This window comes from Polaribacter pectinis, from assembly GCF_014352875.1.
GTDB classification, from domain to species: domain Bacteria; phylum Bacteroidota; class Bacteroidia; order Flavobacteriales; family Flavobacteriaceae; genus Polaribacter; species Polaribacter pectinis.
In genome coordinates this window covers 2,613,524-2,627,572 of record NZ_CP060695.1, presented here as the reverse complement: position 1 = coordinate 2,627,572, position 14,049 = coordinate 2,613,524, and the positions used below count along the sequence as shown (strand labels likewise).

The following is a 14,049-nucleotide window of genomic DNA, read 5'->3' as shown; positions in this document are numbered from 1 at the left end:
ATTGAACTCAAAAAATTCTATGCAATCCTTTATTTCAGATACTTTAGATTCTATTTTAAAAACCACAAAATCCTTTGAAGATGTGGTTTTTATATTGCCATCACAAAGAGCAAAAGTGTTTTTAAAACAAACTCTAAAAGATAAAATATCTGTCGGGTTTTTACCAGAAACATTAAATATAGAGCAATTTGTGCAACAAGTTTCTGGAATTCAAAAAGCAGATAGTATTCAATTGTTGTTTCACTTTTATACCATTTATAAAAGTTTAGAAAAAGACCCAGATTCTTTTGATACTTTTTCTTCTTGGGCATTTACAGTTTTACAAGATTTTAATGAAATTGATCAACATTTAGTTGACACAAAAGAGATTTTTGTCTATTTAAGAGATATTCAAAGGTTAAAAAAATGGTCTGTTTCTGGTACTTTTAAAGAAACGGAATTAATGAAAGACCATTATTCTTTTTTAGAAAAACTGAATAATTTTTATCCTCCTTTATACCAATTTTTGTTAGAAAGAAAAATAGGATATCAAGGTTTAATGTATAGAGAAGCATGCAATAATATTGATGTTTATCTTCAGGAAAAAAGCAACAAAAAGTTTTTTTTTATAGGTTTTAACGCCTTAAATAAAGCAGAAGAGTTCTTATTCCAAAAAGTATTGGAAACTGAAAATTCTGATATTTATTGGGATTTAGATGAAACGTTTTTTAATTCAAATCATCAAGCAGGAACTTTTATCAGAAAGTATAAAAAAGAGTGGAAATATTACGAAAAGAACTCTTTAAAAACATTAAGTTCTTCTTTTTCTTCACAAAAAAATATACAAGTAATTGGAGCTTCTAAAAATACAACGCAAATAAAATATGCTGGTGAAATTTTAGAGAAATTTTCAGATTTTAAAAATACGGCGCTCATTTTAGCAGACGAAACATTGTTGCCAATTACATTAAATTCTTTACCTAAAAACATCAACGCAATTAACATTACTATGGGATATCCTTTAAAAGATATTCCAACTACAAGTTTATTGTTTTCAATTTTTCAATTATTTGTTTCGCAAGAAAAATTACAAAAAACGGTTGTAAATGAATTTTATCATAAAGATGTTGTTCGATTTTTAAAACATCAATCTATTTATAAATTATTGTCTAACAATGAGAATTCATTAGTAGATAATTTTACCGAAGAAATTGGGAAAGAAAATCACATTTTTATAACACAACAACAATTAGAATCTTTATTAAAAAATTCTGACGAAGAAATAAAAAAAGTTGTTGCTGCAATATTTAGTTCTTATACTACAATTAATGAGTTCTTAGATAGAATTTTAAACTTAATAAACATATTAAAAGTAGATGTAGCAGATTTAGAAAAAGAATATTTATTCCGTTTTTATACTGCTTTTACACAGTTAAAAACATTGCAAACAGAATACGAATATTTTACAGATTTAAAAACATTAGGATTATTTTTTAAACAATTAATTGCTTCAGAAACCCTGTCTTTTCAAGGAGAACCATTAAAAGGATTACAATTAATGGGAATGTTAGAAACGCGAGTTTTAGATTTTGAAAACATTATTCTAACATCTACAAATGAAGGTGTTTTGCCAGCAAGTTCGCAACAAAATTCTTTTATTCCTTTTGATGTAAAATTGGCTTTTGGTTTGCCAACATACAGAGAAAAAGATGCTATTTTTTCTTATCATTTTTTTAGATTATTACAAAGAGCTAAAAACGTATTTATTTTATACAACACAGAACATGATGTTTTTGGAAGTGGAGAAAAAAGCCGATTTGTAACTCAATTAGAAATGATGAGAACAGATATTGTTCAGAAAATAGTTACACCAAATGTAATTTCTGACAAGTCTGAATTAAAAGAAATTGCGAAAACAGAGAGTACTTTAGAACGATTAAAAGAAATAGCAGGAAAAGGAATTTCACCTTCTGCTCTAACTAATTATTTACACAATCCTGTTTCGTTTTACAAACAGAAAATTCTTAAAATTAAAGAATTTGATGATGTTGAAGAGACTGTTGCGTTTAATACATTAGGAACCGTTGTTCATGAAACTTTAGACGAATTATATAGACCTTTTGTAAATGAATTTTTATCAGTAGAAATTATTACTAAAATGGAAGTTGACTCTAAAGATTTGGTCATAAAACATTTTAGACTTCATTTTAAAAACGGAAACCTAAACACTGGAAAAAACAGATTAATTTTTGAAGTTGCAAAAAGATTTGTGTCCAACTTTTTAGCTAAAGAAAAAGAGTTGCTTAAAAATTGTAAAAACAAACTAAAAATTATTGCAACAGAAGAAAATTTATCTGCAGAAATAAATATCGAAGGAATCGATTTTCCAATAAAATTACACGGACAAGTAGATAGGGTAGATGAATTGAACGGCGTTTTAAGAATTATCGATTATAAAACAGGTATGGTTACTGGCGCAAATTTAAGAGTGCCAGAATTTGAAAATTTGCGAGATGAAAAACACTTGAAAGCAATTCAGGTTTTATTGTATGCTTATTTATTTACAAAAAGTAAAAATTACAACTTTAAGCAGCCTTTAGAAGCAGGTATTTATTCATTTAAAAATCTGAATAGTGGGTTTTTAGCTATTGATTTTGCTTTGCCAAGAAAAAAAGCAGAAAATTCAATTACACAAGAAAAATTAGAAGATTTTATAACTGAAATTAAGTTGTACATTAAAGAAATATACAACTTAAAAGAAGGTTTTATTGAGCCTGCAGATTTAAGGTATTAATTATTTCCCTTTCAAAATTAACAAAGGAACTGTTGTAGAAAATTCTTCTTTTAAGATGGTACTTTTTTCCCATAGTTTCTTAAAAAAACCTCTCTTACGTCTAAATACACACAATAAATCTGGGTTGTGTGTTTTACTGTGTTCTAAAACAGCTTGAAAAGTAGTAGCGTTTTCAGTAACAGTTAATGTAGATTGTAAGTTTTTTAAACCTTCATTTAAAACTAAATCTTCTTCAGTATAATTAGGTGTTTTTACCAACAATAAATTCACAGAAGAAGTAAATTTATTTGCAATAAATTGTAGTGGTTTTAGTGCATTTTTTCTTTTAATAATTCCAGATTTAAAAGCAACTAAAATATTTGTTACAGGTTTAAAAGTATAAGCTTCAGGAATCACTAAAACAGATAAATCTGACATTTTAGCTAATTTTCCAGCAGTATTTCCTAAAAATAACTCTTCTTTAATAGAATTGCTTTTAGTACCTACTATAATTAAATCTACACCAATTTCATTATGTACAGCTTCTACACTATCAATTAAACTTCCTTGAGAAGCAATTAATTTAATGTCTACATTTTTCACGTTTACAGAAGAAACTAACGTACGTAAATACAAGTTGGTTTCACGACCAATAATAGAATTTACATTAACCATTGTTCCTGCTTTTGTTTTTGCATTGTATGCTCTAAAAACAAATACTTTTGCGTCAATTTCAGAGGCAAAATCAATAGCATATTGTAATGTATTTTGTGCGCTTACTGTAGATCCAATTGGGACTAAAATGTGTTTCATAATGATAAATTTTAACGTTGCAAAGTTAGTTAATTTTCAGAGAATCTCTTCTTTTTACATTTTTTAGATATGTACATTTGCAAAAAGCCTTTTTTTGAAGACAAATATCAGTTTTAAGAATATTAATAAATTGGCAATTCCTGCTTTAATTGCTGGTATTGCAGAACCTCTTTTATCAATTACAGATACTGCAATTATTGGTAATATAGATACAAATGCAACCGAAAGTTTAGCTGCTGTTGGTATTGTTGGCGCTTTTATTTCTATGTTAGTTTGGGTTTTCGGACAAATAAGAAGTGCAATTTCATCTATAGTTTCTCAATATGTAGGTGCAAACAAAATAGAAGAAGTTAAAAGTTTACCAGCACAAGCAATTGCAATTATTGTTTTAGGAAGTTTATTGATTTTAGGAATTTCGTATCCGTTTTCAAGAGAAATTTTTGCGTTTTATAATGCTTCAGGAGAAATTTTAGAATATTGTATTACCTATTTTAATATTAGAATTTTTGGTTTTCCTTTTTCCCTTTTTGTATTTGCAGTTTTCGGCATATTTAGAGGATTACAAAATACTTTTTACCCGATGATAATTGCCTTAATTGGAGCAGGTTTAAATATCGTTTTAGATATTGTTTTAGTATATGGAATTGAAGGTTATATTCCTGCAATGAACATAGAAGGAGCAGCTTATGCAAGTGTAATTGCACAAATTTCTATGGCAGTTATTTCTTTGTTTTTGTTGATGAAAAAAACAACCATTTCTTTAAAATTAAGTTTGCCATTTCATGTTGAAATTCCTCGTTTGTTAGGAATGATTGGCAATCTTTTTATAAGAACTATTGCCTTAAATACAGCTTTGTATTTTGCAACATCTTACGCAACATCTTATGGAAAAGAATACATTGCAGCCTATACAATTGGGCTAAATTTATGGCTTTTAGGTGCTTTTAGTATCGATGGTTATTCGAGTGCAGGAAATATTTTATCAGGTAAATTATTAGGTGCAAAAGATTATAAAACGTTATTGAAGTTAAGTAATAAATTAATTATTTACGGTTTTGGAACTGGTGTTGTTATGGCTTTTTTCGGATTTCTTTTTTATGAACCAATTGGTCACATTTTTACCAAAGACCCATTAGTTTTAGATCAGTTTTATATGACTTTCTGGCTAATTTTAGCCATGCAACCAATTTGCGGAATTACTTATATTTTAGACGGAATGTTTAAAGGAATGGGAGAAATGAAGTTTTTAAGAAACCTACTAATAGTTTCTACAGGGCTTGTTTTTATTCCTTCTTTACTGTTTTTTGATTCTTTAGATTTAAAATTATATGCCATTTGGATTACTTTCGTTTTATGGATGGTTATTAGAGGACTTCCTATATTTCTTAAATTTAGAAGTAAGTTTATTCCATTGGCAAATGGTTCAGAAAGTTAGAATACCAATTCATTTAAAAAGGCACTTTTAGAATTGAAAATTCTCTAATTAAGCCCTATTTTTACTAAAATTAGAAATTATGACTACAGATAGAAAAAACGGAAGTTTGTACACAAATATTCAGAATAAAATAGCAACCATAGAATTTGGGCATCCTGCAAGCAATTCTTTTCCAGGTGAATTGTTAGATCGATTAACCAAAGAGTTAATTTCTGTTGGAAATAATGGAGATGTTTCTGTAATTATTTTAAAATCTGAAGGAGAAAAAGCCTTTTGTGCAGGTGCTTCTTTTGATGAATTAGTGGCAATTTCTAATTTAGAAGATGGAAAACAATTTTTCTCTGGTTTTGCAAATGTGATAAACGCCATGAGAACTTGTGGCAAATTAATTATCGGAAGAATTCAAGGAAAAACAGTTGGTGGTGGCGTTGGTTTGGCTTCAGCTTGCGATTATGTGTTGGCAACAGAAAATGCAGCAATTAAATTATCTGAATTTACCATAGGAATTGGACCTTTTGTAATAGAACCAGCAGTTACAAGAAAAATTGGAGTTTCTGGAACTGCAGAATTGACTTTAGACGCAAGTAATTGGAAAAATGCCTATTGGGCAAAAGAAAAAGGTTTGTACGCAAAAGTTTTTGAGAGTATTAAAGAATTAGATGAAGAAGTCGAAATTTTATCAGAAAAATTAGCTTCATACAATCCTACAGCTTTAGCTGAAATGAAAAAAACATTGTGGAAAGGAACAGAAAATTGGAACAATTTATTAGAAGAAAGAGCTGCAGTTTCTGGTGAATTGGTGTTATCTGATTTTACAAAGAAAGCGTTAGAAAAATTTAAAAAGTAGTCTTTTGAAAATAGTTTCAACAAATATTGGTGAACGCAGAGAAATTGAATGGAAAGGAGAATCTGTAACAACAGGAATTTTTAAATTCTCTGTTATAAAACCAATCTTTTTAGATACAGAAGATGTTAAAGGTGATGAGATTTCCGATAGAGAAAATCATGGAGGTATTTTACAAGCTATTTATGGATATTCTCTAAAACATTATGATTTTTTTAAACCACTTCATCCAAATTTAGATTGGCAATTAGGAATGTTTGGAGAAAACTTAACTATTGACGATTTAGAGGAAACCAAAATTCATCAAGGTGATACTTTTAAAGTTGGTGAAGCTATTTTAGAAGCAACTGTGCAAAGAAATCCTTGTTATAAATTAGGTATTCGTTTTAATGACATGAAAATTCTAAAACAGTTCTGGAATACAACAATGTGTGGCGTTTATTTTAAAGTGATACAAACTGGTTTTGTAAAAGTTGGAGATGAATTTCAACAAATAAAAAGTTGCCCAGAAAACCCAACAATTGCAGATTTGTATGTTGCTCAAAGAGCTGAAAAAGGAGTATAGTTTTATTTGTTATTAATGTAAAAACAGGAATCTATACTTCGTATTTTACAACTATAAGTTTTTTGAAAAGTAAGTTTTTTTCCTCTCCAAAAATTCCTTTTCCAAATTGTTAGACACTTTTTTTAAAGCAATATCAATAAATTTTAAAGCTTCTTTTTTATTGTTTGTTTTAGCAAAATAATCTGCTTATGCGCCATAAAATAAATACGAACGTTGTGCTAAATCATCAGGGTTTATTTGTTCGAAATAATAATTGGCTTTTACATAGTTTTCACTTTGCAAACAGACAACAGCCATTGTTAATAGGTAGGAAGTGGAAGGTTGTAGTTTGTGTAAACACTTGTAATAATTCAAAATTTTATTCCAATCTGTTTGTTCGAAATTAGGCGCTTTTATATGTTCTACAACAATTGCAGCTTCATAATGGTATCTTGAGAATTGTGATGTTTCAACAGCTTTATTCATCATCATATTTCCTAATTGAATCATAGGAAAAGACCATTTATTTCTATCTTGATTTTTTAAATCTAACAACTCATTTTCAGTATTAATTTTTGCATCTAATCTTGCAGAATGAAAACACATGAGCGCAAACAAAGCATAACTTTCAGGAATTTGAGTGTGTTTATTTTTTAGTAACATTTTACACAAACGAATGGCTTCTCCACACAATTCTTTTTGTACTAAAATCTCTTTTTTATTGGAGTGAAAACCTTCATTAAAAATAAGATAAATAACATTTAAAACGCTATCAATCCTTTCAGGAAGTTCTTTTCCTTGTGGAATCTTGAAGGCTAAATTTGTAGTTTTAATCGTTTTTTTGGCTCTTAATAAACGCTTTTTAATGGTTTCCTCTTTAGTTAATAAAGCAGATGCAATTTCTTTGGTACTAAAACCAGCAATGGTTTTTAGGGCAAATACAATTTGGTCTTTAGCGTCTAATTTTGGGTGACAAGCAGTAAAAATCATTCGAAGTTGAGCGTCTTCTATTTCTGCATCTAAAAAAAGTTCCTCTGTTGCAATAGAATCAAAACCTGCTTTAATTTCTGGAATGAGTTTTTGTTCCGATTTTAGTTTTCTAAAAATATCTAAAACTCTATTTTTTGCAGCTTTTGTTAGCCAAGCTTCAGGATTTTCTGGCTGTTCTTTTCGCCAAGAAATACTTGCTTTTAGAAAAGTATCTTGCACAGCATCTTCGATAATTTCCAGATTTGAGAGTCCAAAAATTCGAGTTAAAACAGAAACCATCTTTCCACTATGATATCGAAAAAGATGGTCTATGAGTTTCGTTTCCATTAATGATCAAATACCATAACTTCTCTAATTTCTACATAAGAGCCTAAATCGTAATCTGGAAAATCTTTGGCAATTTCTTCAACTGCATCAAAATCTTTGGCAGAAACTGTGTAATAACCACCAACAATTTCTTTCAATTCTGTAGATGCAATGTCTTTAGCTGTTCTTTCAACACCAGAAATACGTCTTATTTTGGAAGTTAAGGCTTCACCTTCATGTTTAATTCCTGCAGCATCCATTTTCTGGCTCCAAGCAAACCATTTTCCCATTCTGTTTTGCATTTCTTCTGGAGAAAGCCCTAAATCAGCATAATCTTCGCCGATAAAAATCATCATAAATTGTTTCATAATCTAAAGTTTTTAAGTTTATACTATTAAGACGTTTGTCAAAATTAAAAAGGGGACACTTTTTAAAATTAATTTTATAAGATAGTTAAACTGTTTCTTCTTTTTTATGAAGAAACCTCGTTAATTTCATTGATAAATCTAACAAAATAATTTTTGCATTTCCATTTCTTTCAATGTGATACATGGCATCATTTAGTTCTTTTTCTATCTCCAAAATATTTCCAGCATGTACAAAAGGTGCAAATTTAGACAAATCGAAACCTGTTTTTGTTTCCATAAAAACCAACTGATCAGACTTGTAGTTTAATAATAAAGCTTGTCTAAAAAATTGTAAACAATATTCTAAAAAACGTTTTTGAGTTTCACGTCCGGTTTTTGCAATCGTGTCCGACCAAGAAATTAATTGTTGTACCACAGAAGCATTTCCTTTGGCTCTAAAAGCAGTTCTAATCCAAGCAATAAACCATTCTTCGAAAACCAAATCAGAAGAATCGTTGTGTAATAAATGGATGGCTTTGTTGTAATTTCCTTCAGCTTGATGCGCAATTGTAGCAGCTTCACTTTCCGAGCAATTTTCTCTTTCTACCAAAGCTTTTGCAATATCTTGTTCTGCTAAAACAGGGAAATGTAACGCTTGACAACGTGATTTTATGGTATTTATAATCTGCTCTTCATTTTCTGTTATTAAAATGAAAACAGTTTTGTTTGGCGGTTCTTCAATCAGTTTTAATAATTTGTTGGCAGCAGCAATGTTCATTTTTTCTGCCATCCAAATAATCATCACTTTAAAACCACCTTCGTAAGATTTTAGTTTTAGCTTTTTTACAACATCTTCAGCTTCATCAACTCCAATATTTCCTTGTTTATTTTCTACGCCAATATGTTGCAACCAATTAAATAAACTAGCATAAGGTTGTACGCTTAAGAAATCTCTCCATTCTTCTAAATACAAATTACTTATAGGATGTTTTTTTACGCTATCGCTTGTGGTTACAGGAAACGCAAAATGCAAATCTGGATGTTGCAATTTATTACACTTGATGTTACAAGCTTCAGCATTATCAGAAAAATTACATAATAAAAACTGTGCATAGGCAATTGCCATTGGCAAAGTTCCACTTCCTTCTTTTCCTACAAACAATTGCGCATGCGGAATTCTACCATTTTCCGCAGAAACTTGCAAGTGGTTTTTAATATGTTCTTGACCTATAATTTGGTTGAAAAGCATTTACAAATATAAAATTTGTTATGCAGAATTTCATCAATTTTAGAGAGCAATCTTTTAAATTATGAATTCATGGTAGAAATAAATCAATACTACGCAAACGTTAACTTAACTTTTTATATTTCAACTTTCTAAAAACTAAAGAAAAAGGTATTTTTGTGAAAATACTAAAGACTAAAAATGAAAACACTAAAAGATTTTAATTTCGAAAATAAAAAAGCGATTATTCGTGTAGATTTTAACGTGCCTTTAAATGATAAATTTGAAGTAACAGATACTACTAGAATTCAAGCTGCAAAATCTACTATTATAGATATTTTAGAACAAGGAGGAAGCTGTGTATTAATGTCTCATTTAGGTCGTCCAAAAGGTTTTCAAGAAGAATTTTCTTTAAAGCACATTGTAAAATCGGTCGTAGATATTATTGGTTGCAACGTAAAATTTGTGGAAGATTGTGTTGGAGATAAAGTTGAAGAAGCAGTTGCTAATTTAGAAGCTGGAGAGATTTTATTATTAGAAAACTTACGTTATTATCCTGAAGAAACAAAAGGTGATGTTGCGTTTGCAGAGAAATTATCGAAATTCGGAGATATTTATGTAAATGATGCTTTTGGAACCGCTCACAGAGCACATGCATCTACAACAATTATTGCACAATTTTTTGAAGGTAATAAATGTTTCGGAAACTTATTAGCAAGAGAAATAGAAAGTATCGATAAGGTTTTAAACAATTCAGAAAAACCAGTATTGGCAATTTTAGGAGGAGCAAAAGTATCGTCTAAAATTACAGTAATCGAAAACATATTAGACAAAGTAGATCATTTAATTATTGGAGGTGGAATGAGTTTCACTTTTATAAAAGCACAAGGTGGAAAAATAGGAAATTCTATTTGTGAAGATGATAAACAAGAGTTGGCTTTAGATATTTTAAAGCAAGCAAAAGCAAAAGGAGTAGAAGTTCATATTCCTGTAGACGTTGTTGCTGCAGACGATTTTTCTAACGATGCAAATACACAGATTTTAGACATTAATCAGATTCCTGATGGTTGGGAAGGAGTTGATGCTGGACCAAAATCAAGAGAGATTTTTGATGATGTTGTAAACAAGTGTAAAACGATTTTATGGAATGGACCTTTAGGTGTTTTTGAAATGGAATCTTTTGCTGCAGGTACAATTGCTTTAGGACATTCAATAGACAAAGCGACTAAAAATGGTGCATTTTCTTTAGTTGGTGGTGGAGATTCTGTTGCAGCAGTTAAACAATTTGGTTTTGCAGATAAAGTAAGCTACGTTTCTACTGGTGGAGGAGCTATGTTAGAAATGTTAGAGGGAAAAAGTTTACCTGGAATTGAGGCAATTTTAAAATAAAGAAAAGTTTTAATCTTCCAAAAAGGAAGAAACACTCAAGTGAAATAGTATATTTTTCTTGAATATAATTTATTCTTATAAGCGTATAATTTTTAAAATTATACGCTTATTGTTTTTAATAGACATAAGTTTTAATTTAGCAATCAGTTTAAAAAACAGTTACACAATTAAACAAATAAACGATTACACAACAAAATGAAATACACAAAACTCCCAAATACAGATATAAAAGTTAGTAAAATATGTTTAGGAACCATGACTTGGGGAAACCAAAATACCCAAGAAGAAGGTTTCGAACAAATGGATTTTGCTTTAGAACAAGGTGTTAATTTCTTTGATACTGCAGAATTATATTCTGTTCCTGCTTCTCCAGAAACGTATGGAGCAACAGAAAAAATTATCGGAAATTGGTTTAAAAAATCCGGAAATAGAGATAAAGTAGTTTTGGCAAGTAAAATTGCTGGTGTTGGAGATTACACAAAACACATTAGAGAAGGTGGTTTGAATAAGAAAAACATTAAAGAAGCAATTGAAGGAAGTCTAAAGCGTTTACAGACTGATTATATAGACTTATACCAATTGCATTGGCCAAATAGAGGTGTAAATGTTTTCGGTACAAGAGATTTTCCAACTGATGCTGCAAAAGATGAAACTGAAAATTATTTAGAAATTATTCAAACTTTAAATGATTTGATCCAAGAAGGAAAAATTAGACAATATGGTTTGTCTAACGAAACTCCTTGGGGAACTCTAAAATACCTACAAACTGCAGAAGTAAATAAATTGGCAAGACCAGTAACTGTCCAAAATTCATATTCTATGATTCATAGAGGTTATGAAGTTGGAATGAGTGAAGTTTCTTTAAGAGAGGATATTGGTTTATTAGCTTATTCTCCTTTGGCACAAGGTGTTTTGTCTGGAAAATATTTAGATGGTAACAAACCAGAAGGCGCAAGAGGAACTTTATTTCCACGTTTTGTTGCACGTTATATGGGTGATGGTTCTTTAGAAGCTGTAAAAAGATACGAAGCAATTGCAAAAAAAGCTGGAATTACATTATCGGAAATGTCTTTGGCGTTTGTAAATCAATTACCATTTTTAACAAGTAACATTATTGGAGCTACAAAAATTAGTCAATTAAAAGAAAATATTGGTAGCATTAACATCGATTTATTTGAAGAAACTTTAAAAGAAATTGAAGAAGTTCATAAAGATATTCCTAATCCTGCGCCATAAAATACAAGTATGAAATTCTTTAAAAAACTATTTTCTAATAAAGTAGATGAAAAACCAATTGAATCTTATCAAGATTTTTGGGATTGGTTTTTACAATATGAAGAAGAATTTTATAGTGTTATTAAAAAAGGAGGAAGTAATCGAATAGCAACTGATTTTTTTGATAAAATTGCTCCAAAATTAGATCAGTTAAAAGAAGGAATTTGGTACTTAACAGGTATGTTAGATGATAATACTGCAGATTTGATTCTAACTGCTGATGGAGAAATTAAGAATTTTTACATTATTGAAGAACTTATTGAAGTTGCTCCAGAAATTAAAGGATGGAAATTTAGAGCCTTAAAACCAAAACATAAGATAGAAAATGTTGGAATTGAAATGGCAGGTTTTTCGTTTTCAAGTGATAATCTATCTTTTTATTCAAATGATTTAAAGGACTATCCAGATGAAATAGATCTTACAATTATTCATGATAATTATTCTGAAGAAAATAAACAAGATATTATAAATGGAACGTATATTTTTATTGATAATTACTTAGGAGAATTAGATTCAATTTCTATTATTGACAATATTGTTTTTAAGAAGAAAGAAGATGCTGAAAAAGAATTAATTCCGATTGAAAAATTAGAAAGTTTTATCAATTGGCGTCAAAAAGAATTTGTAGAAAAATACGAGGGAGTTAGAAGAAATACAGGTGATGATTCTTATGCAAGTTTAGAAGGAACATTAGCAAACGGATATAAATTAGTAGCAACTGTAAATACAGATCTTTTAAATTGGGATACTAAAGCTTCTCATCCTTGGATTTTAAGATTAGAACTAAAATATAATGGAGAAGAAAATAATGGTTTCCCTAATGAAGAAATGTATCAGCTTTTAGATAAAATTGAAGAAGAAATAAATCTCGAATTAAAAGATGCTGATGGTTATTTGAATATTGGTAGAGAAACAGGAAACAACTTAAGAGAGGTTTATTTTGCTTGTAGAGAATTTAGAAAACCTTGTAAAAAAGTTGATAAAATTATCAAGAAATATGCTGATAAAATTGAAGCAGATTACGAAATTTATAAAGACAAATATTGGCGTTCTTTTGAGCGATTTCAAAATTAAATTTAAATATAACACTCTAAAAAGCACTAATTTCTAAATTGATTTTAGTGTTTTTTTGTATGTTAGAAAAATGATTAAAATATATTATTTGTTGATTAAATTCAGCTTCTAATAACCAATAAGAACCTTTAAAATAAGAGTTTGTTATTGTTGCAAAATTTTCTGATTTCTCTACTATTTTAATTTGATGTGGATACAATAAAACAGTTTTTTCATTGATTGTTATTTCATTTACATCATCAAATAAAGCTGCTATGTATTTCTTTTTTGGATTGTTGTAAATTTCCTTTGGAGAATCGTTTGCTATTATTTTTTGATGCTGAATAACAATTAATTTATCAGCAAAGGAAAGAGCGTCGTTTTTATCATGCGTTGCAACAATACAAGCTATTTTTTTCTCTTTTAAATAAGAAAATAAACGTCTTCTTAAAGAGTTTTTTTTGAAGTTATCTATTTGTCCAAAAGGTTCATCTAAAAGTAATAATTCGGGTTCTTTTGCTAAAGCTCTAGCAATTGCAACACGTTGTTTTTGTCCGCCACTTAAATTTTTAACTTTCGTGTTTTCGAAAGCTTTCATTTCAATTACTTCCAATAATTCTTGAGTTCGTTTTTCGCTTTCTTCCGGATAAAAACGAGATAAATGTTTTTTGATATTTTCTGAAACAGAAATATATGGCATTAAATCGAAATCTTGTGCTACATATTTAAAGAAATCCATTCCTGGAACTAAATATTCTTTTGGACCTAAAACCTGATTTTCGCTCCAAAAAATTGTGCCTTTTTGTACATCTAACAAACCGTAAATTACTTTTAAAAGTGTCGATTTTCCACAGCCACTTTCGCCCATAATACACAAATGTTCTCCTTCTTTTAGATTGAAGTTGAAGTTTTCTAAAACGATTTTGTTTTTAGAATAACCGAATGAGATATTTTGGATTTTTAGCATGTTGCAAAAATAAGACTTCTATTTGATTTGATGTGGTAAAAAATGGCAAGTATGCTTGCGTTAGCGATTGAAACGGCATCCTTTTTGTTTTTACAAAAAGATACAGTGG

The 14,049-nt window shown here is 29.2% G+C and carries 12 protein-coding genes; 7 read left to right on the top strand and 5 right to left on the bottom strand.

The window, feature by feature from the left end:
* Positions 1–19 precede the first annotated feature (19 nt).
* Positions 20–2,773, top strand: a complete 2,754-nt coding sequence (locus H9W90_RS11715; RefSeq protein WP_187481776.1) for a PD-(D/E)XK nuclease family protein — start codon at positions 20–22, stop codon at positions 2,771–2,773.
* Here H9W90_RS11715 and H9W90_RS11710 read toward each other — a convergent pair whose 3' ends face one another.
* The gene (locus H9W90_RS11710) at positions 2,774–3,565 is read right to left on the bottom strand and encodes a universal stress protein (protein WP_187481775.1); all 792 of its coding nucleotides are present in this window, start codon (positions 3,563–3,565) and stop codon (positions 2,774–2,776) included. It lies immediately after the preceding gene.
* A 94-nt stretch (positions 3,566–3,659) separates the two neighbouring features.
* Here H9W90_RS11710 and H9W90_RS11705 point away from each other — a divergent pair, with 94 nt between their 5' ends.
* The 3 genes from H9W90_RS11705 (at position 3,660) to H9W90_RS11695 (ending at position 6,409) form a co-directional block, all read left to right on the top strand.
* Positions 3,660–5,000, top strand: a complete 1,341-nt coding sequence (locus H9W90_RS11705) for an MATE family efflux transporter (protein ID WP_187481774.1) — start codon at positions 3,660–3,662, stop codon at positions 4,998–5,000.
* A gap of 79 nt (positions 5,001–5,079) precedes the next feature.
* The gene (locus H9W90_RS11700; protein WP_187481773.1) at positions 5,080–5,847 is read left to right on the top strand and encodes an enoyl-CoA hydratase/isomerase family protein; all 768 of its coding nucleotides are present in this window, start codon (positions 5,080–5,082) and stop codon (positions 5,845–5,847) included.
* Between the two features lie 4 nt (positions 5,848–5,851).
* Positions 5,852–6,409 (top strand): MOSC domain-containing protein, encoded by a 558-nt coding sequence (locus H9W90_RS11695; RefSeq protein ID WP_187481772.1) that lies wholly within the window; start codon positions 5,852–5,854, stop codon positions 6,407–6,409.
* A gap of 186 nt (positions 6,410–6,595) precedes the next feature.
* Here H9W90_RS11695 and H9W90_RS11690 read toward each other — a convergent pair whose 3' ends face one another.
* The 3 genes from H9W90_RS11690 to H9W90_RS11680 all read right to left on the bottom strand — a co-directional run bounded on the left by H9W90_RS11690 (position 6,596) and on the right by H9W90_RS11680 (position 9,280).
* Positions 6,596–7,705 (bottom strand): RNA polymerase sigma factor, encoded by a 1,110-nt coding sequence (locus H9W90_RS11690; protein ID WP_254712484.1) that lies wholly within the window; start codon positions 7,703–7,705, stop codon positions 6,596–6,598.
* On the bottom strand, positions 7,705–8,052 hold the full coding sequence (locus tag H9W90_RS11685) for a YciI family protein (RefSeq protein ID WP_187481771.1): 348 nt from the start codon (positions 8,050–8,052) through the stop codon (positions 7,705–7,707). The genes H9W90_RS11690 and H9W90_RS11685 overlap by 1 nt, the downstream gene beginning before the upstream one ends.
* Positions 8,053–8,137: 85 nt before the next feature.
* Positions 8,138–9,280: a DNA polymerase III subunit gene (locus H9W90_RS11680; protein ID WP_187481770.1), complete on the bottom strand. Its 1,143-nt coding sequence runs from the start codon at positions 9,278–9,280 to the stop codon at positions 8,138–8,140.
* A 177-nt stretch (positions 9,281–9,457) separates the two neighbouring features.
* On the opposite strand from H9W90_RS11680, the gene H9W90_RS11675 reads away from it, so the two are divergent.
* From H9W90_RS11675 to H9W90_RS11665, 3 genes are all read left to right on the top strand, one after another.
* On the top strand, positions 9,458–10,645 hold the full coding sequence (locus H9W90_RS11675) for a phosphoglycerate kinase (protein ID WP_187481769.1): 1,188 nt from the start codon (positions 9,458–9,460) through the stop codon (positions 10,643–10,645).
* 195 nt (positions 10,646–10,840) lie between these two features.
* Positions 10,841–11,881 (top strand): aldo/keto reductase, encoded by a 1,041-nt coding sequence (locus tag H9W90_RS11670; protein ID WP_187481768.1) that lies wholly within the window; start codon positions 10,841–10,843, stop codon positions 11,879–11,881.
* Positions 11,882–11,890: 9 nt separating this feature from the next.
* Entirely contained in the window at positions 11,891–12,994 is a 1,104-nt protein-coding gene (locus H9W90_RS11665) for a DUF695 domain-containing protein (protein ID WP_187481767.1), read from the top strand.
* Positions 12,995–13,010: 16 nt separating this feature from the next.
* Here the strand turns inward: H9W90_RS11665 and H9W90_RS11660 are convergent, their stop codons facing one another.
* Positions 13,011–13,940: an ABC transporter ATP-binding protein gene (locus tag H9W90_RS11660; protein WP_187481766.1), complete on the bottom strand. Its 930-nt coding sequence runs from the start codon at positions 13,938–13,940 to the stop codon at positions 13,011–13,013.
* Positions 13,941–14,049: the final 109 nt, after the last annotated feature.